This is a genomic window from Mesorhizobium sp. CNPSo 4689 (genome assembly GCF_057784325.1).
Genome location: NZ_JBWLUZ010000002.1, coordinates 86,458 through 105,235 on the forward strand (window position 1 = coordinate 86,458; position 18,778 = coordinate 105,235).

The following is an 18,778-nucleotide window of genomic DNA, read 5'->3' on the forward strand; positions in this document are numbered from 1 at the left end:
CGCGAAAAATAGCCTTCCTTCGGAAGGAAAATTCGCGGTCGCCACTTCAGTCCTGTTTTGGGCGCCCGAACGCGGCGCGCAATTCGTCCTTTGCCTCCTCCAGCACCTTCCGGCGCTCCTGCGGCAGGTTCTTGCCGGCGCGGTTGATGTAGAAATTCAGCATCGACATGGCGGACTGGAACGGCTCGGCCTTGCGGCGGTCGCTGTGCTCGGCCGACCGCTTGAGCGAAGCCGCGATCTTCTTCGCATCGCCGGATTCGAAGATGTGCTCCTCAAGGTTCATCGCATCGCTGTGCTCGGTCACTTCGGCCGACCATTTTTTTTTCGCGGTCATGACAGGAACTCCTTCCGTGTCGGGAAACGTCAGGCGGTGTGGCGGGTTCCCGCAACCGCTGAAGCCGCATTCCTGGCGTCACGGAATTGCCCGTCGTGGCGCTGCTCGCAGCGGCGAATGCGCCGATAGTGGCGCGGAACCGGTCGATCTCCAGCACCGTGGACAGGAAACGCCTTGACCCCAATCGTCTCCAGCCAGACGAGCAGCCCTGGCATCGACAGCGCCTATGCATGGACCCGGCTCGGCATTTCGATGCTGCTGTCGACGATCGGCGGTGTCGGCATGTGGGCGGTGGTCGTGGTGCTGCCCGCCGTGCAGGCGGAGTTCGGCGTCGACCGTGCCGCCGCGTCGGTGCCCTACACCGCGACCATGGTCGGCTTCGCCGCCGGCAATGTCCTGGTCGGACACGCGATCGACCGCATGGGCTACTGGATCCCCGCGCTGATCGCGGCGATCGCGCTCGGCGCCGGTTTCCTTTTGGCGTCGCTGACCACATCGATCCTTCAGTTCACGCTTGTCCAAGGGCTGCTGATCGGCGTCGGCACGTCGGCGATCTTCGGCCCGCTGATCGCCGACATTTCGCACTGGTTCAGCCGACGCCGCGGCGTCGCGGTGACGGCGGCTGCTTCGGGCAACTACCTCGCCGGCGCGATCTGGCCATTCGTCATGCCGATGCTCATGAAGGAAGAAGGCTGGCGCTTCACCTATGCCGCGATCGGCGTCGTCTGCCTCGCCACCATGGTGCCGCTGGTGCTGATGCTGAGGCGTGGCGCGCCCCGCGAAGCCGCGCCCGGCTCGCCTGGCAGCCGGCCGGTCCGGCCGATCTCGCTGTCGCCGGCGGCGCTGCAGGTGCTGCTGGTCGTCGCCGGTTTCGGCTGCTGCATGGCGATGTCGATGCCGCAGGTGCATATCGTCGCCTATTGCATGGATCTCGGCTACGGCGTGGCGCATGGCGCCGACATGCTGTCGATCATGCTGGCGGCCGGCGTCGTCAGCCGGCTCGCGTCCGGCTTCCTCGCCGATCGCTTCGGTGCGGTGAAGACGCTGCTGATCGGCTCGGTGCTGCAATGCCTGTCGCTACTGTTCTACATCCCCTTTGACGGGCTTGCCTCGCTCTACGTCGTGTCGCTGGTTTTCGGTCTGTCGCAAGGCGGCATCGTGCCTTGCTACGCGATCATCGTGCGCGACTACATGCCGGCGAAGGAGGCCGGCCAGCGCGTTGGCATCGTCATGATGGCGACCATTTTCGGCATGGCGGTCGGCGGCTGGATGTCGGGCTGGATCTATGACCTCACCGGCTCCTATGCCGCCGCTTTCCTCAATGGCATTGCCTGGAACCTGGTGAACCTGGGGGCGATTTTGCTCCTGATATGGAAGGCGCAGCGCAGCGCGGTGGCGATGGCCTGAGGGCTGACGCCGACAGGCTCGATGTCCCAGCCGCCCAGCCGGGCCATTGGCTTGACAATGGGCAAGCGCTGCGCGACGCCAAGCTGACACGGCGTGGCGAGGGAAGCCGGAATGGACATGGCGAGAAGGGTGATGCTGCCGGAAACGAGGCCGTGAGCAAACCACGCTCGCGCCGTGGCGGCGGCCGGCCGACCATCGCCGATGTGGCGCGCAGGGCCGGCGTCGGCGCCATCACCGTATCGCGGGCGCTGCGCGAACCGGGACGCGTCTCGGAAGATCTGCGCCGCCAGATCCAGGCTGCCGTCGACGAACTTGGCTATGTGCCCGACCCGAACGCGCGTGCGCTCGCCTCGGCGCGCGCCGAGGTGTTCGGCGTGCTGGTGCCGTCGCTGACCAACAACGTCTTCGCCGAGGTGGTGCGCGGCATCTACGACAGCCTGTCGGACAGTCCGTTCCGCATCCAGCTCGGCAACACCCACTATTCCGGCCTCGAGGAAGAGCGCCTGTTGCAGGTGTTCGGTCCGCAGCGTCCGGCGGCGCTGATCGTGGCGGGCATCGACCAGACGCCGACTGCGCGCAGATTGCTCGAGACGGCCGGCTGTCCGGTAGTGCAGGTGATGGAGACCGGGCCCGATCCGGTCGACATGCTGGTCGGCTTCTCGCATCTCGACGGCGGCCGGGCCGCAACGGAGCACATGATCGAAGCGGGTTACCGCCGGATCGGCTTCATCGGCGCGCGCATGGACCCGCGCTCGCAGCGGCGCCTGGCCGGCTATCGCACGGCGATGGAGACAGCCGGCCTGTTCGATCCTCGGCTGGTGACAACCACGCCGGTGCCCTCCAGCGTACCGCTCGGCCGCGAGCTGTTTCGCGATGCGCTGGCAAAGGTGCCGACGCTCGAGGGGGTTTTCTGCAACAATGACGACATCGCTCTCGGTGTGCTGTTCGAGTGCCACCGTGCCGCCATCGCGGTGCCGAAGACCATCGGCATCACCGGCTTCAACGATCTCGACATGATGCAGTCGGCATTTCCGTCGATCACCAGCATCCGCACGCCCCGCTACGAAATCGGCCGACGCGCGGTTGCGATGGCGCTGGCGGCGATCTCGGGGAAGAGGCCGGAACAACGGATCGTCGACCTCGGTTTCGAGCTCAGGCGCCGCGAGAGCACAGCGCGTTGAAACACGCAGAAGCGACTGTGCGAATGCCGGTTTACACAATTTCTTGGTAGCGCTACCATCCCCTTCGCACGGGATCTCGAAGCAAGGTCAAAGACTGTTTATTATATATAAGCGACAGCTTAAGCTTGTTTATTATGTATAATATGATAGTTTTTGCTTTCGCCTGAGCGGCGACGGAGGAGGGGATCGGGTCGGCATGCGGCCACCCGGAAGGCGCGGTTGGCAAGGCGGGAGGTGCCTTGGCCAAGTCAGGCGCGAGACGTCACGACACATACCAACAAGAACTGCAACTGGGAGGAATATCGATGATCAAGTCACTCGTTGGTGGCATCGTTGCCGCCACTGCATTCGTCATGTTGAGTTCGTCGGCGATCGCCGAACCTGAAATCGTCAAGGGCCCGGCCGCCGAGCCGGACTGCTTCGCGCCCTGGGCGGCCGACACGCAGTTCTTCAAGTTCCCCAAGAAGGAAGGCCCCTACCGCATCGCGCTGGCCAACGGCTATATCGCCAACACCTGGCGCATCCAGATGATCCAGACGGCAAAGGCCTATGCCGCACAAAAGGACGTCGCGGCGAAATTGAAGGAATTCAAGGTCGTATCGACCGGTGAGGACGTGCCGGCGCAGATCTCCGCGATCAACAACTTCATCGATTCCGGTTTTGATGCGATCGTCGTCAACGCGCAGAACCCGACCGCTTTCGGGCCGGTCATCAAGCGCGCCAAGGAAGCCGGCGTCGTGCTGGTCGCCTTCGACAACATCCTCGACACCAAGGACGCCATCAACGTCAATGTCGATCAGAAGGGCCTTGGCGAGTTGTGGGCCAACTGGCTGGTCAAGCATGTGCCGAACGGCGGCAAGGTGCTCGAAGTGCGCGGCGTTGCCGGCACGTCAGTCGACACTGACCGCCACAATGGCATCCATGAGGTCTTTGCCGCTTCGGGCAAGAAATGGGAAGTCACCGAAGTTGCCGGCAAATGGGATGATCCGACAGCACAGAAGGTCACGGCTGACGCCATCGCCACCAACGGTCCGTTCGTCGGCATCACCGGCCAGGGTGGCGATACCGGCATCGTGCAGGCGATGATCGACGCCAAGCATCCGTTCGTGCCGTTCGGCGGGGAAACCGAGAACGGCTTCCGAAAGTTCTGCGCGAAGCATGCCGCCGACGGGCTGAAATGCTCATCGGCCGGCACCGGTCCAGCCCAGGTGGCGGTCGCGATCAAGACGGCGATCGCCGCGCTCGAGGGTGAGGTCGTGCCGCAGTCGGTGAAGCTGCCTTTGGCCATCGTCGAGGATCCGAACTTCAAGGAAGGCCAGGACTACTTCCCCGACCAGTCCGACAATTTCTTCGTCGGCAATTCCTTCCCGACCTGCGGTATCAATTTCACCGCGCAGGAAATCATGGGTCAGACCAAGGCGGACCAATAGGCTGCACACCCGGCGCCGCGGAATCTCCCGCGGCGCCGATCGCTTGCCATCTCAATCGTAAAGCTGCCTCGGAGGACCGATGGACGGTGCGGTTCCGCTCTTTCGCATGGAAGGCATTTCCAAGCGCTATGGCGGCGTGCGGGCGCTGGAAAAGGCCGAACTTTCGGTCACACCAGGCAGCATCCACGCCATCCTCGGCGAGAACGGTGCCGGAAAATCGACGCTGATCAAGGTCATGGCCGGTGTCGTCGCTCCTGATGAGGGCCGCATGATTCTGGACGGAAGCGAGGTGAGTTTCGCCTCGCCGGCGGCGGCCAACAAGGCCGGCATCGTCTGCATCTTCCAGGAACTGTCGCTGGTTCCCGAGCTCAGCGTCGCCGACAACATCGTCATCTCCGATCCGCCGACGCGTTTCGGCATGATCGATCGCAAGGCGCAGCGGCGCATCGCGGAAGAAGCCCTTGCCCGCGCCGGTGCCGCCGACATCCATCCGCTGGCGCTGGTCAAGGATCTTCCGCTCTCAAGACGGCAGATGGTCGAGATCGCCAAGGCCCTGGCCAGGAAGCCGCGCATCCTGATCCTCGACGAGGCGACTTCGGCGCTCGCGGGGGCTGACGTTGCCAAGATCTTCGCTGTGCTGAAGCGGCTGCGGAAGGAGGGGCTGGCGCTGCTCTACATCTCGCACCGGATGAACGAGATCGCTGAGCTTGCCGACCAGTGCACCGTGTTCCGCAACGGCCGCAACGTCGCAAGCTATGCGGCCGGCTCGAAGAGCGACAACGAAGTTGTCGAATTGATGATCGGCCGCGAATACAGCCATATCTTTCCGCCGAAGCCGGTGCGCGCCTCGTCCGATGCCGCTTCGGTTCTGGAGGCGCGAAACCTGTCCTGGGCCGACCGGTTGGACAATGTCTCGCTGACGGTCGGGGCAGGCGAGGTCGTCGGCCTCGGTGGTCTCGACGGCCAAGGCCAGCGTGAGCTGCTGCTTGCCTTCTTCGGCGTGCTGCGCCGCCTTTCCGGACAGATATTGATCGATGGCAAGGCGGTGACGATTGCCAGCCCGGCCGCGGCGCGTGACGACCGGATCGGCATGGCGCTGATCCCGGAGGATCGCAAGACCGAAGGCCTGATGCTGCCTATGACGGTGCGCGAAAACCTCTCCTTCGCCGCACTCGACCGGCTGTCCAAAGCGGGCGTCATCGACCGTGCCGCCGAGCAGCGGCTGATCGACGACATGGTCGGCCTCTTGGCGATCAAGACGGCAGGCCTCGACATTCCGGTCGGCGCGCTGTCTGGCGGCAACCAGCAGAAGGTCGTCATCGCCAAATGGCTGATGCGGCAGCCGCGCATCATCCTGCTCAACGATCCGACGCGCGGCATCGATGTCGGCACCAAGCAGGAGCTCTATCAACTGATGCGCAAGCTTGCCGACGCGGGGGCGGCGATCCTGTTCTATTCAACCGACTATGACGAGCTGATCGGCTGCTGCGACCGGGTGCTGGTGCTCTATGACGGGGCGGTCAAGCGTGAGCTGGTCGGCGCCGAGATCACCGAGCGGGCGCTGATATCAAGTGCGCTCAACATCCACGGCGAGAACGCCGGCCCAAGACAGGGAGCGGACGCGTGAAAGATTGGCGCTACTGGCTTGCCGAACAGCGCGGAACGCTGCTGGCGTTCGGCATCTTCATCGCCATGTTCGTCATCTACACGACGAACCATCCGGCGGGCTTCACCGCCAATGTCGTCCAGACGGCCTCGAACAAGGGCGTGCTGCTGGCCTTCGTCGCCATGGCGCAGACGCTGGTGGTGATCACCGCCGGCATCGACCTTTCGGTCGGCATGATCTTTACCCTGACCAACTGCCTGGCCTCCTGGCTGGTCATCGGCGCCGGCATCGAGACCGCTTTCGGGGTTGTCGCCGTACTCGGCACCGGACTGCTGTGCGGGGCGATCAATGGCGCCATCGTCATCTATGGGCGCCTGCAACCGATCGTCGCCACCATCGCCACGGGTGCCGTCTATTTCGGCATCGCGCTGCTGCTCAGGCCATTTCCTGGCGGTTCGGTCAACGAGGATCTGGCCGACGCGCTGACCGGGCGCCTGTTCGGTGTCGTGCCGGCGAGCCTGGTGGCGCTGCTCGCCGTGGTGCTGATCGTCTGGGTGCCGTTCAGCCGCTCGGTGCTAGGCCGCGCGGCTTATGCCGCGGGTTCGTCGGAAACGGCCGCCTACATGTCCGGGGTGCCGATCCGCCGTGGAAAATTCGCCGCCTACGCGCTCGCTGGGTTGTTAGCCGCGATCGGCGGACTGTTCTTGACCTTCTTCACCTATACGGGCGATGCCGCCTATGCCAGCGGCAACGCCTACACGCTGTTTTCGATCGCCGCCGTGGTGCTCGGCGGGGTCTCGCTGTTCGGCGGCAAGGGCAGCGCCATCGGCGCGATCTTCGGCGCGCTCGCCTTCCGCACCATCGGCGACCTCTTGTTCGTCTTCGATTTCGATCCGCTCTGGCAGCCGCTGTTCCAGGGCGTCATCCTTTTGATCGCCGTCAGCCTTGGCGCCTTCGCCCTTTTCAGAGTCCGCAACCGGCTGGAGTGGTTCCTGTGAGCGAGACGACGATGGGCGGCATTGCAAACCGTATGCCCAAATTCATCCGCCGCGCTGACCCGGCGGTACTCACGGCCTTTGCCTGCATCGTGCTTTTGCTGTTTCTCGGCAGCCTCTATTCGCGCAGCTTCCTGTCGCCTGAATATTTGCTGCAGCAACTCAAGGTGGCTTCGTTCCTCGGCGTCATCGCCACCGGCATGATGCTGGTCATCCTGCTCGGCCAGATCGACCTGTCGGTGCCGTGGTCGGTGGCGGTCGGCGCCATGATGGCCAGTGCGGTGGCTGCCTTCGGGCCGGTCGGCGCGGCGCTCGCCATCCCCTTCGGCGTCCTTTGCGGTGTCCTGATTGGCATCGTCAACGGCATCGGTGTCGCTTACCTGCGCATTCCCTCGATGATCATCACTTTAGCCACCAACGCCGTCGCGCAAGGCCTGATGGTGGTCTACACGGGCGGGTTCTCACCGCAGGATTCAGCAACCGCCGCAATGCGCTATCTGGCGACCGGCTTTACCATTCCGGGCGTGCCCAACGCTGTCATCATCTGGGCGCTTATCGGTGCGGCGACAGTCTTCGTGCTGACCCGTACCAGCTTTGGCCGCAGCGTCTACGGCATCGGCAACCGCGAGCGCGCTGCTTATCTGTCTGGCGTCGATACCAGGCGCGTGGTGATGATCGCCTTCGCCGTCTCCGGCGGGCTCTCGGCTTTCGGCGGCGTGCTGCTGGCCGGCTATGCTTCCAAGGCGGCGCAATCGATGGGCGATGCCTATCTGCTGCCTTCGATCGCCGCTGTGGTGCTCGGCGGCACCTCGATCCTCGGCGGGCGCGGTTCCTATCTCGGCACCGTCGCCGGCGTGATCCTGATTACGCTTCTGCAATCCATTCTTTCGGTCTTGCAGATGCCGGAGGCGGGGCGGCAGATCATCTACGGCGTCGTCATCGTCGCCATGCTGCTGCTCTACGGCCGCGCGCCGGCAAGCCGCTGAGCCGTGGACGAGAAGGCAGCACAGCCGGCACCAGCGCGGGCAGACGAGGCCCGGCCGTCGTTAGTCATCGTGGTGATGGGGGTCGCCGGTTGCGGCAAGTCGGCCGTGGGCGAGGCGCTGGCCGAGGCCCTGGGGGCAGGGTTCGTCGAAGGCGACAGACTGCATCCACCCGAAAATGTCGCGCGCATGGCGAGCGGCGAACCGCTTACCGATGCGCTGCGCGCAGGCTGGCTCGACGCCATCGGCCAGCGCATTGCTGCCTCTGTCGCCGGCGGACAAAGCGTGGTTGCGGCCTGCTCGGCGCTGAAGCGTAGCTATCGCGATCGGCTGCGCGGTTTCTGCGGCGATATCGTTTTCGTCTATCTGGAGATCGGCCGCGAAACCGCCAGGCAGCGCGTCGGCCACCGCAAGGGGCATTTCATGCCGGCAAGCCTGGTCGACAGCCAGTTCGCCATACTGGAAGCGCCGGCGCCGGATGAGCACGCCCTGACCCTCGACGGCACCGGCTCCATCTCCGACATCGTCACCGGGACCGTCGGCCTGCTGGGTGGCAAGACCTTATGAGGTCCCCGTCTCGCTTTCCGTCACGTCGTCCGAGCGCTCGGTGAGCCTCGCGGCGGCGGACCATGCCATCATCTGCTCGGGATGCAGCTTCAGCGCTTCGAGGACGCGGTCGCGCTTGAGCAGGATGTAGCGCGCCTGCAGTTCCAGGTTCTTTGCCGCCATGTCCTTCGTCGCGGGCGCGGCCGATGCCGGCTGTTCCCCCGCCACGAGTTCGGGACTGATGACCGCCCGGTATTCGCGGAAGGGGACGATCTCGAAGGTCGACATCGCAAACAGCGCCGTGCCGCCTCTGGCGGCGAAATTCGCCGGCGCCGAGGCCAGATGGGCCCAGCCGCTTTCGCCGATGGCGGCCTCGGTGAATGTCGTGCCGGCGTGGATGGTGTTGGTCATCAGGATGATGCCGTTTTCCCGGAGGATCCTTTGCATGCGCACGGTCACCTGATAGGCGTCGCCGCGCTCAAACACGACCCGGCTCTTCAGGAAGCGGTTCTCCACCACGACCAGCGGCCGGTTCAGAAAGCGCAGGCCGAAAATCGTGTCCGAGAAGCCGTGGAAGTCGACGCTGACCTGGTGGGCTTCGACGCCGGCTTCGTGCAACGCGCGCTTGCCGATGATGGTCTGGGCGGTGAACTGATCGCACCAGATGATGGCGCCGCGGCCGCGCTTCAGCGCAGCAACCAGGCCGTCAAGCCCTTCCAGCCGGATCGCCAGCGACCAGCCCCAGCCGGTCAGGTGCGCGGCAAGCAGCAGTTGCCGGCGATGGGTGGCGGCAAGCAGGCCCCGGAATAGCGCCTCCGCGTCGATGCCGCTGCCAAGCACCGCGCGGACCGCGGCTGCGTAGCGCGAAAAGTCCTTGCGGAGATGCCGCTTCATCCGGAGCTTCGAAGTCCAGCCGCAGATTGATGTCCACCAGGCAACCGGCAGCACTGCGGCGACACCGATATAGAAGCCCAGCAGCAAGCTCTCGCGCAAATCCCGGTTCGAGAAGCGGTGCAGCTTGCCGGGCCTGACCAGCTTGCGGCTGAAGAACCGCACCGGCTCGCCGCGCTCCGGGACGAGCACGTCGGCGATGATTTCAGTGTGGTAGCTGGCGGCGGATGGTGCGCGGTTGGCCCTGCGGGATTTTCCGAACCACGGCAGCTTCATCCGATTGGAACCTGTTCCTGGGTTGCGTCCGAAAGCCTCTACTGTGTCCACCGCGGCGGCGCAATCGGGCGGCGGTGGGAGCGTCAGGAGCCGAACAGGTGCAAAGGCGGAACTTCGGTTCCGGGCAGGTCAGATCTGTGAGGTCAGTTCGACGGGGAAATCGTCATTGTCGGCGTCGCGCATGGCGGCGAGGCTGCGGTTGTCGAGCACCTCGGCGATTGCCTGGCGCACCTCCAGCATCATGTGCCGGACCTGGCAGGTCGCCTCGTCGCAGTCCTCGCAGCGCTGATATTGAGTGCGGCTGGCGCAAGGGATCGGCGCCAGCGGTCCGTCGAGGACGCGCACGACATGGCCGATCTTGATTTCGGAGGCCGGCCGGGCGAGGCGATAGCCGCCTTCCTTACCCTTGCGGCTCTGGACGAAGCCGGCATTGCGCAGTTCGCCCAGAATGGCGTCGAGGAATTTCTTCGGGATGTTGTTGGCGACGGCGATGTCGTTGACGAAGGCCAGCTGGCCAACCGGCAGGCCGGAAAGATGCACGAGGGCCTTGAGGCCGTATTTGCCCTTTTTTGTCAGCATGCCCTGATCAACCCATGAAGCCCCAACCACCCGGATCTGGCGGTTGTTTGTGTGCAAATCATGACGTTCTGGCCGCGCAAGGCCGTTTCGCGAAACAATCCGCCCGGCGGCAGGTTAGGCACAAACGCGAGATTCTTTGTAACGTTCTTCACAGATGACGCCGAGATTTCGTCGGAGACGGATTGCCGGCGCATGAAACGAAGACAGCCGGCAAAGCCGGCCGTCTTGCCCAGTCCATGAGGCTACGGTCTAGAGCGGTTCAGAAACGCTGACCCGCTCTAACTCTTTGGTTTTCCGCAATTCCGAACGGAAAACCGCTACGCACTTTTCCTGGAATTGCTCTAGCGGGCGCCGTAGACCTGGTCGAGCAGGCCGCCGGCGGCAAAGTGCTCGGCCTGCACCTTGGCCCAGCCGCCGAAGACATCGTCCACCGTCAGCAGGCGGACATCGGGGAATTCGGCCTTGTATTTGGCGGCGACCGCCGCGTCGCGGGCTCGCAGGCCGTTGCGGGCGGCGATGTCCTGTCCTTCGGGCGTATAGAGGAAGTCGAGATAGGACTTGGCGAGATCGCGCGTGCCGTGCTCGTCGGCGACCTTGTCGACGATGGCCACCGGGAACTCCGCCAGCAGGCTGACCGAAGGCGTGACCTGCTCGAATTTGTCGTCGCCATATTCCTTGCGGATGCCGCGCGTTTCAGACTCGAAGGTGATCAGCACGTCGCCGATCTCGCGCTGCACGAAGGTGGTGGTGGCGGCGCGGCCGCCGGTGTCGAAGATCGGCACGTTGCTGAACAGCTTGGTGACGAACTCCTTCACCTTGGCGTCGTCGCCCTTGAAAGCCTCCTTGGCGTAGGCGGTGGCGGCGAGATAGGTGTAGCGCGCATTGCCCGACGTCTTCGGATTGGGGAAGATCACCTGGACGTCGTCGCGCACGAGATCGTTCCAGTCCTTGATGTGCTTGGGGTTGCCGGCGCGCACGAGGAAGGACGGCAGCGAATAGAAGGGCGAGGCGTTGTCGGGGAAATCTTTCTGCCAGTCGGCGGAGACGAGATCCTTCTTGACCAGGAAATCGACATCGATGACCTGGTTGAAAGTGATCACATCAGCCTCCAGCCCTTCGGCGATGGCGCGCGCCTGGGCGGAGGTGCCGGCATGCGACTGGTCGATGCTCACGCCCGGATGCCCGGCGATGAAGGCCTTGTTGACTTCGACGAACAGTTCGCGGCCGACGTCGTAGGAGGCATTCAGCAGTCTGTCGGCCGACCAGGCCTGGGAGGATGTGAGAACGAGGGCGGCAAGCGCTGCGGCGCCAAGCAAAAATCGCTTCATGAAAACAGGCTCCTTGAGAATATCGCGAGGGCGCAAACATAGCCTGACAGGGTCCGGCGAGACGAGAGACGCGATCGAGGCTATGACGCCGCTGCCGGAAAAAATACCGCTGAAACAGCCGCTTGATAGGATTTTCTTTCAAGCAGAGTCAAACCGCCCATGCCGCCACAACTGGCGGCTTTAGGCTTACATCAGGAAATTTCCAAGCTGGCCTAAGCAGCCGGAAAGAGCTTCCAGCGCCTGGGACGGAATGCGACGCGGCTCTTCTGCGCCGCCGGATGATCGACGGGCAGTTCGATCTCGACCCGCTGGCGCTCGCCGCCGATTTCCAGTTCCACCCGCCTGGTGCCGGCGACGCGGCGGCTGGCGGCGACGGTGCCGGCAATGCAACCGCTGCAGCCGTCGAGCAGTTCGACATCGTGCGGACGGAAGTACAGCATCGCTTCGCCGGAATCCGCATGCGGCGCCGACAGCCCGATCGGACGGTCGGCGAGCCAGATATCGCCATTGTCGACCTTGACGGGAAGCGAGCTGGATTCGCCGATAAAGCCATAAACGAAGGGCGAGTTCGGCGTGTCGTAGATCTCGTCGGCGGTGCCGACCTGCTCGATGCGGCCCTGGCTCATCACCACCACACGGTCGGCAAGCTCCAGCGCCTCTTCCTGGTCGTGGGTGACGAACACCGTGGTGTGGCCGGTGGCGTCATGGATATCGCGCAGCCAGCGGCGCAGTTCCCGGCGCACCTGGGCATCGAGCGCGCCGAACGGCTCGTCGAGCAACAGGACCTTGGGTTCGATCGCCATGGCGCGGGCGAGAGCCACGCGCTGGCGCTGGCCGCCTGAAAGCTGCGCCGGATAGCGCTTTTCCAGCCCCGACAACTGGACGAGGTCGAGAAGTTCTGACGCGCGGCGGCGGATCTCCTGTGTCGGCGGGCGCGACGGCCCGTGCCGGACTTTCAGGCCGAAGCCGATATTGTCGGCGACCGTCATATGCCGGAACAGCGCATAGTGCTGGAAGACGAAGCCGACATTGCGCTCCTGGATCGACTTTTGCGAAGCGTCCTCGTCGCCGAAGAAGATCGCCCCCTTGGTCGGCCGCTCCAGCCCGGCAATCAGCCGGAGCAGGGTGGTCTTGCCGGAACCGGACGGCCCGAGCAACGCGATCAGTTCGCCGGACTTGATGTCGAGCGATACGTCGTGGAGGGCCGGAAAACGGTCAAACTCCTTGCGTACGTTGGCAACGCGAACTTCCATCAACCGTCCCTTTTCAGTGTCCGCGCGTCGCGGCGATCTCGGCGCCGTAGCGCATCTCGAGAAGTGTTTTCAAGACCAGCGTGACCAGCGCAAGGCCGGCAAGCAGCGAAGCGACGGCAAAGGCGCCGACGGCATTGTACTCGTTGTAGAGGATTTCGACATGCAGCGGCATGGTGTTGGTCAGGCCGCGTATATGTCCAGACACCACCGACACCGCGCCGAACTCACCCATGGCGCGGGCATTGCACAGCAGCACGCCGTAGAGCAATCCCCATTTGACGTTGGGCAGCGTCACGTACCAGAAGGTCTGCCAGCCATTGGCGCCAAGCGAAAGTGCTGCCTCCTCGTCGCCATTGCCCTGTTCCTGCATCAGTGGGATCAACTCGCGCGCGACGAAGGGGAAGGTGACGAAGACGGTGGCGAGCACGATGCCGGGCACGGCAAACAGAATGACGATGCCATGTGCCTTCAACCAGGCGCCGAGCAACCCTTGAGCGCCGAACAGCAGCACATAGACCAGGCCGGAAATGACCGGCGAGACCGAGAAGGGCAGGTCGATGAGCGTGGTCAGGAAGGCCTTGCCCTTGAACTCGAACTTGGCGATCGCCCAGGCGGCCGAGATGCCGAAGACGATGTTGAGCGGCACCGAGATCGCCGCCACCAGCAGCGTCAGGCGGATCGCCGAGCGCGTGTCGGGGCTGGCCAGCGCCTCGGTGTAGGCGCCGACGCCCTTTGCCAGGGCTTCGTTGAAGACGACGATCAGCGGCAGGACCAGGAAGACGCCGAGGAAGGCGAAGGCCACTGCCATCAGCACCGCCCGCACGGGCCGGCTTTCGGTCACCGCCGCCGACTGGCTTTCGTGAAGCGGCTCGTAGGATTTGATCTCGGGGTCAGCCATAGCGTTTGCGGCTCCACGACTGCACCAGATTGACGACGAGCAGCATCAGGAACGACAGCGCCAGCATGATCGCGGCGATCGCGGTCGCCGCCGGGTAGTTGTACTCCTCCAGCCGGATGACGATCAAAAGCGGTGCGATCTCCGACTTGAACGGCAGATTGCCGGCGATGAAGATGACGGAGCCGTATTCGCCGACGCCACGCGCGAAGGCCAGCGAGAAGCCGGTGACGATCGCCGGCGCCAAGCCGGGAAACAGGATGCGGGTGATGATCTGGAAGCGGCTGGCGCCGAGCGTGGCGGCTGCCTCCTCCACCTCCTTGTCGATCTCCTCCATGATCGGCTGCACCGTGCGCACGACGAAGGGCAGGCCGATGAAGACCAGCGCAATAACAATGCCGAGCGGCGTGTAGGCGACCTTGATGCCGAGCGGCATCAGCAATTTGCCGATCCAGCCATTGGGCGCGTAGAGCGTGGTGAGCGCGATGCCAGCCACGGCGGTGGGCAGCGCGAAGGGCAGGTCGACCATGGCATCGACGATGCGGCGGCCGGGAAAGCGGTAGCGCACCAGCACCCAGGCGACGAGCGTGCCGAAGACGACGTTGACGGCGGCGGCGGCGAAGGCGGTGCCGAAACTGATTTCGAGCGCGTTGATGGTGCGGCGGTCGGCAACGATCGCCCAGAAATCGGTCCAGCCAAGTGCTGCCGAGCGCCAGACCAGCCCCGAGAGGGGGATGAGGATGATGAGCGTGAGGTAGGCAAGCGAGAAGCCGAGCGTCAATCCGAAACCCGGAATGACACTCGGCTGTCTGAACCGCCACCCCGCCTGAGCGGGTGCTGTGGTCATGGAAGTCTGGTTCGTCCCTTCTTATTCAGACCAGATTGCCGTCAGTGATATCGCGGCCTTGCGACCGCCGCGCCTCACTGGGCCGGCTTGTAGATCTGGTCGAATATACCACCGTCGCCGAAATGGTAAGGCTGTGCCTTCTTCCAACCGCCAAAAAGCGGATCGTCGATGGTGACGAGCTTGATCGCGGGCAGTTTGGCGAGGTCTTCCGCCGGCACCAGATCGGGCTTTGCCGGACGGTAATGGTTCTTGGCGATCAGCGTTTGACCTTCCTTGGAGTAGAGCCAGCCCAGATAGGCCTCAGCGACCTTGCGCGTGCCCTTGGCGTCGACATTGGCGTCCACCACCGCGACCGGCGGCTCGGCCAGGATTGAGGTCGGCGGATAGACGATGTCGAAATTGTCGGCGCCGAATTCGTCAAGCGCCAGATAGGCTTCGTTCTCCCAGGCAATCAGCACGTCGCCGAGGCCTTTTTGCGCAAAGGTCACGGTCGAGCCGCGCGCGCCGGTGTCGAGCACCGGGACATTGGAGTAGAGCTTGCCGACGAATTCCTTGGTCTTGGCCTCGTCGCCGCCATCATTGGCATTGGCATAGGCCCAGGCTGCGAGGTAGTTCCAGCGTGCGCCGCCTGAGGTTTTCGGGTTCGGCGTAATCACCTGGACGCCTTCCTTGACCAGGTCGTTCCAGTCATGGATGCCCTTCGGGTTGCCCTTGCGGACCAGGAATATGATGGTCGACGTATAGGGGGCGGAATTGTTCTCGAATTTCGTGCGCCAGTCCGGATTGATCTTCTGCGATTTCGAGACGATGGCGTTGATGTCGCCTTCGAGCGCCAGCGTCACCACGTCGGCATCGAGGCCGTCGATCACGGCGCGGGCCTGGGCGCCCGATCCGCCATGCGACTGCTGGATGGTCACGGTCTCGCCGGTCTCGGCCTTCCAATGGGCGGCGAACGCCTCGTCATAGGCCTTGTAGAGCTCGCGTGTCGGGTCATAGGACACGTTGAGAAGGGTTGTGTCGGCAAACGCGAAACCGAGCGTGCCGAACTGGACAGATGTGGCGACCAGTGCGCCGAGCAGTTTCCTGAAATGAGGGTTGGTCATTTCCGCCTCCGTTGATGATGGCCGAACTCTACCGAATTGATAGAAATTAGATGCATTCAACGTTGCCTTTTTTGCCCTCTTGAAGCAATTTTTCGCTGGGCATCGACCTCCCGAGGAAACATTTTCCTCATATTAGCCTGTGTCGATTCCGCGTCGGTTCGACGCTATTTAGAAACGGGTCGCGCCTAAGGCAAGGCCAGCCGGCCGGAGGTTCACCTTCGCGGCGACCAGCTATTCTGCCCTGACGGGGAAGTCGAAACGCTGTTTGGGAAACGGTTCGTCTGCCAGCGTGAAGTGCCACCATTCGCGGCCATAGTTCTTGAAGCCGCCAGCACGCATGGCCTCGACCAGCCTTTTGCGGTTTGCCGCAGCGTCGCCGGCAAGCGGGCGGTGGGTGGTTTCGCTCGTCGGATCGAAGCAGTCGAAGCCGGTCCCGAAATCGAGCGTGTCGGCATCGGGCGCGCCGCAGGCGGGCTTCAGCGCGCTCTCGCGATCGGCATGGGCGATGGCGACGTCGACGGTCGAGCCACGCGAATGGGTGGACAGTTCGCCGATGTAGCCCTTGGCTATGAGGTCGTTCCGCTTGACCGCCGGATACCATTGCGGGTCGGGCGGTCCGCCCTTTCTTGTCCATTCACTCATATCGGTGACGGCGCGCGCCGGCCGGTAACAGTCGAAGACGACCAGCGTCAGGCCCTCGGCGGCAAGCGCGTTCTGCACGCTGGATAGAGCCGCCGCCGCCCGCCGGGTAAGGATGCAGACCGGGGCGTCATAGCCATTGGCCTTGCGATGCAGGAAATTTTCGAGGCCGGCATAGCGGATGTCCTGGCGGATCGAGGGATCGACATCGGCAAGGCGGACGAAGTCGGCCGGGAGGGGATCGGCGGAGGCGGGAAGGGTGCAGGCGAGGGGCAGCAGGGCGCAAAGCCCAATGCGCTGAATCGTTTGGCGCATTCTATTCAACGAGCACTTTCACTCGACGAACACCTTCACGCTGGCCGCGCGTCCGGCGGCGTCGATCACGGTGAGCGTCGAATAGCCGGCGCCGTCTGGTAGCCAGGTCGCTGTGCGGCGGCGGTCGATGCCGGTCAGTGGCTTGCCGTTGGCCAGCCAGCGGAACGGCGCACGGCCGCCTTGCAGTTTCAGCACCAGCGGCGAGGCATCGGCCGAGTTCGCGCCGAGATCGACGCGGGCGCCGTCGGGTGGAAAGATGATCGTCGGCGCGGGTTCGGTGGGTGCTGCCTGCGCCAGCCCCTCGGTGACGGCGCCGAAGCGCGCCAAGGTCACCGGCAGGTCCTCGCGCCTGGGGCTGAACACACCGGTCGGCCGCCCCGGCAGCGGCACGGTGGCGAGCCCGGAGCGGACGAAGCCATCGAACAGGATCGGCGCCGCCGAGACATAGCCGGAGAGGCCCGGCACGGCGCCGGCATCGGCGCGGCCGACCCAGACACCCAGCACGTAGCGGCCGTCAAAGCCGACCGACCAGGCATCGCGGTAGCCATAGGAGGTGCCGGTCTTGTAGGCGATGCCGCGCTGGGAGGCGCCTTCGGGCGGTTTTACACCCGACAATATGTCGGTGATCTGCCAATTCGCCTGGTCATCGAGGATGGTGGCGGTGGAGCGTTCGGCATTTGCCGGCTCGGTGCCGTCATGCAGCGTGTGCGCCTTGCCGCCATTAGCGAGCCCCGTATAGAGCTGGACAAGGTCGCGCAGCGTCACGCCGACGCCGCCGAGGCCGATCGCCAGGCCCGGCGCCTCGTTGACCGGCAGCACCGGGCTGACGCCGGCCTGGCGGAAGCGCGCCGTCAGCCGCGCCGGGCCGACCGCGTCGAGCACGCGGATCGCCGGCACATTGAGCGACAGCTGCAGCGCCTGGCGGATGCTGACGTCGCCCTGGTAGCCCATGTCGAAATTCTTCGGCCTATAACCGGAGAAGTCGGCCGGGCTATCCTCGATGATGGTTTCCTGCGCCACCAGCCCCTGCTCGAAGGCGAGGCCGTAGATGAAAGGCTTCAGCGTCGAACCCGGCGAGCGGACGATCCTGGTCATGTCGATCCAGCCGGACCGGCTGGCATCGAAGAAATCGGCCGAACCGACCTCGCCGAGGATGTCGCCGGTGCGGGAGTCGGCCATCACCATGGCCACCGACAGACGCGGACCGAGCTTGGCGGCCGCCTCCTTGGCCACCTGCTCCAGTCCTTGCTGGACGCTTTTGCGGATCGTCAGCTGCAGCGGCTTGCCGGGCACGGCCTTGGGCAACATGGCATAGGCGGCATGGGCAGCGAGCGCCGGCAATTTGCGGCGCAGGCCCGAAACATCGTCGAGCGCGGCGCGGGCGGCCTCGCGTTCGCCGAGCAGGCCTGATGAAACCATGCGGGTCAGCACGCGGTCGCGGGCGGCGTGCGCAATGCCGAGGTTGCGGTCGGGCCGGCGCCTTTCCGGCAATTGGGGCAGAGCAACGAGCAGGGCGGCTTCCGAGACGGTGAGCCGCTTTGGCTCCTTGCCGAAATAGGCGAGCGAGGCGGCGCGCACGCCTTCCAGATTGCCGCCATAGGGCGCCAGCGTCAGGTAGCGCTCCAGGATCTCGCGCTTGGAGAGCCGCCGCTCGATCTGCATGGCGCGCAGCATCTGCTTGATCTTGGAGCCGAGGCTGCGGCTGTCGCGCGGCTCGATCAGCCGGGCAAGCTGCATCGACAGCGTCGAGCCGCCGGAGACGATATGGCCATTGGTCACGAACTGCCCGGCGGCGCGGGCCAGCGCCAGCACGTCGACGCCGTCATGGTCCCAGAAGCGCTTGTCCTCATAGGCAACCAGCATGTCGACGAACTGCTTGTCGACCTGGTCGAGGCGGGTCTCGAGCCGCCAGTAGCCGTCGGGCGTGGCGAAGGCGCGCAGCAACTGGCCGTCGCGGTCCTGCACTTCGGTCGAGACCGTGAGTTTTTCGGCCAGCGGCGGCGGAAAGGCGCGGTCGAGATGCCAGAGGGCGATTGCGGAAACAGCGAGGAGGCCGGCGAGCGAGGTCGCCGCGATAGCCGATCGGCGCAGGATTTTCCTGGAGGGCATGGCGCCGCCCCTCATCCGCCTGCAGGCACCTTCTCCCCGTATAGTGACGGGGAGAAGGGAG

The 18,778-nt window shown here is 64.5% G+C and carries 17 protein-coding genes; 7 read left to right on the top strand and 10 right to left on the bottom strand.

Features of this window, described 5'->3' with window-relative positions; translation table 11 throughout:
* Nucleotides 1-46: 46 nt before the first annotated feature.
* Nucleotides 47-334 carry a DUF3175 domain-containing protein gene (locus AC04SI_RS03290; RefSeq protein ID WP_404282387.1) on the bottom strand — a complete coding sequence of 96 codons (288 nt, stop codon included), beginning with the start codon at nt 332-334 and terminating at the stop codon, nt 47-49.
* 174 nt (nt 335-508) lie between these two features.
* Between AC04SI_RS03290 and AC04SI_RS03295 the strand changes: the two genes are divergently transcribed.
* The 7 genes from AC04SI_RS03295 (at nt 509) to AC04SI_RS03325 (ending at nt 8,503) form a co-directional block, all read left to right on the top strand.
* Nucleotides 509-1,741 carry an MFS transporter gene (locus AC04SI_RS03295; protein WP_404282385.1) on the top strand — a complete coding sequence of 411 codons (1,233 nt, stop codon included), beginning with the start codon at nt 509-511 and terminating at the stop codon, nt 1,739-1,741.
* Nucleotides 1,742-1,893: 152 nt separating this feature from the next.
* On the top strand, nt 1,894-2,922 hold the full coding sequence (gntR, locus tag AC04SI_RS03300) for an HTH-type transcriptional regulator GntR (RefSeq protein WP_404282383.1): 1,029 nt from the start codon (nt 1,894-1,896) through the stop codon (nt 2,920-2,922).
* 305 nt (nt 2,923-3,227) lie between these two features.
* On the top strand, nt 3,228-4,352 hold the full coding sequence (locus AC04SI_RS03305; protein WP_488473907.1) for a sugar ABC transporter substrate-binding protein: 1,125 nt from the start codon (nt 3,228-3,230) through the stop codon (nt 4,350-4,352).
* A 79-nt stretch (nt 4,353-4,431) separates the two neighbouring features.
* Nucleotides 4,432-5,979 (top strand): sugar ABC transporter ATP-binding protein, encoded by a 1,548-nt coding sequence (locus AC04SI_RS03310; RefSeq protein ID WP_404282379.1) that lies wholly within the window; start codon nt 4,432-4,434, stop codon nt 5,977-5,979.
* Entirely contained in the window at nt 5,976-6,956 is a 981-nt protein-coding gene (locus AC04SI_RS03315) for an ABC transporter permease (protein ID WP_404282377.1), read from the top strand. The genes AC04SI_RS03310 and AC04SI_RS03315 overlap by 4 nt, the downstream gene beginning before the upstream one ends.
* The gene (locus AC04SI_RS03320) at nt 6,953-7,939 is read left to right on the top strand and encodes an ABC transporter permease (protein WP_404282375.1); all 987 of its coding nucleotides are present in this window, start codon (nt 6,953-6,955) and stop codon (nt 7,937-7,939) included. The genes AC04SI_RS03315 and AC04SI_RS03320 overlap by 4 nt, the downstream gene beginning before the upstream one ends.
* A gap of 3 nt (nt 7,940-7,942) precedes the next feature.
* Complete coding sequence (locus AC04SI_RS03325; protein WP_404282373.1) at nt 7,943-8,503, top strand: gluconokinase; 561 nt, start codon at nt 7,943-7,945, stop codon at nt 8,501-8,503.
* Here the strand turns inward: AC04SI_RS03325 and AC04SI_RS03330 are convergent.
* The 9 genes from AC04SI_RS03330 to pbpC all read right to left on the bottom strand — a co-directional run bounded on the left by AC04SI_RS03330 (nt 8,498) and on the right by pbpC (nt 18,717).
* Nucleotides 8,498-9,649 carry a hypothetical protein gene (locus AC04SI_RS03330; protein WP_488473908.1) on the bottom strand — a complete coding sequence of 384 codons (1,152 nt, stop codon included), beginning with the start codon at nt 9,647-9,649 and terminating at the stop codon, nt 8,498-8,500. The genes AC04SI_RS03325 and AC04SI_RS03330 overlap by 6 nt on opposite strands.
* Before the next feature lie 129 nt (nt 9,650-9,778).
* Complete coding sequence (locus AC04SI_RS03335) at nt 9,779-10,228, bottom strand: RrF2 family transcriptional regulator (protein WP_006202816.1); 450 nt, start codon at nt 10,226-10,228, stop codon at nt 9,779-9,781.
* Between the two features lie 341 nt (nt 10,229-10,569).
* Complete coding sequence (locus tag AC04SI_RS03340) at nt 10,570-11,556, bottom strand: sulfate ABC transporter substrate-binding protein (RefSeq protein WP_404282368.1); 987 nt, start codon at nt 11,554-11,556, stop codon at nt 10,570-10,572.
* Nucleotides 11,557-11,768: 212 nt separating this feature from the next.
* Complete coding sequence (locus tag AC04SI_RS03345; protein ID WP_404282367.1) at nt 11,769-12,809, bottom strand: sulfate/molybdate ABC transporter ATP-binding protein; 1,041 nt, start codon at nt 12,807-12,809, stop codon at nt 11,769-11,771.
* 13 nt (nt 12,810-12,822) lie between these two features.
* Nucleotides 12,823-13,707 carry a sulfate ABC transporter permease subunit CysW gene (gene cysW, locus AC04SI_RS03350; protein ID WP_404282365.1) on the bottom strand — a complete coding sequence of 295 codons (885 nt, stop codon included), beginning with the start codon at nt 13,705-13,707 and terminating at the stop codon, nt 12,823-12,825.
* Entirely contained in the window at nt 13,700-14,551 is an 852-nt protein-coding gene (cysT, locus tag AC04SI_RS03355; RefSeq protein ID WP_404282363.1) for a sulfate ABC transporter permease subunit CysT, read from the bottom strand. The genes cysW and cysT overlap by 8 nt, the downstream gene beginning before the upstream one ends.
* A gap of 74 nt (nt 14,552-14,625) precedes the next feature.
* A complete protein-coding gene (locus tag AC04SI_RS03360) occupies nt 14,626-15,654 on the bottom strand; it encodes a sulfate ABC transporter substrate-binding protein (RefSeq protein ID WP_192180775.1) in 1,029 nt (342 codons plus the stop codon).
* A gap of 231 nt (nt 15,655-15,885) precedes the next feature.
* A complete protein-coding gene (locus AC04SI_RS03365; RefSeq protein ID WP_404282361.1) occupies nt 15,886-16,608 on the bottom strand; it encodes a M15 family metallopeptidase in 723 nt (240 codons plus the stop codon).
* Nucleotides 16,609-16,626: 18 nt separating this feature from the next.
* Nucleotides 16,627-18,717: a penicillin-binding protein 1C gene (gene pbpC / locus AC04SI_RS03370; protein ID WP_404282360.1), complete on the bottom strand. Its 2,091-nt coding sequence runs from the start codon at nt 18,715-18,717 to the stop codon at nt 16,627-16,629.
* Nucleotides 18,718-18,778 lie beyond the last annotated feature (61 nt).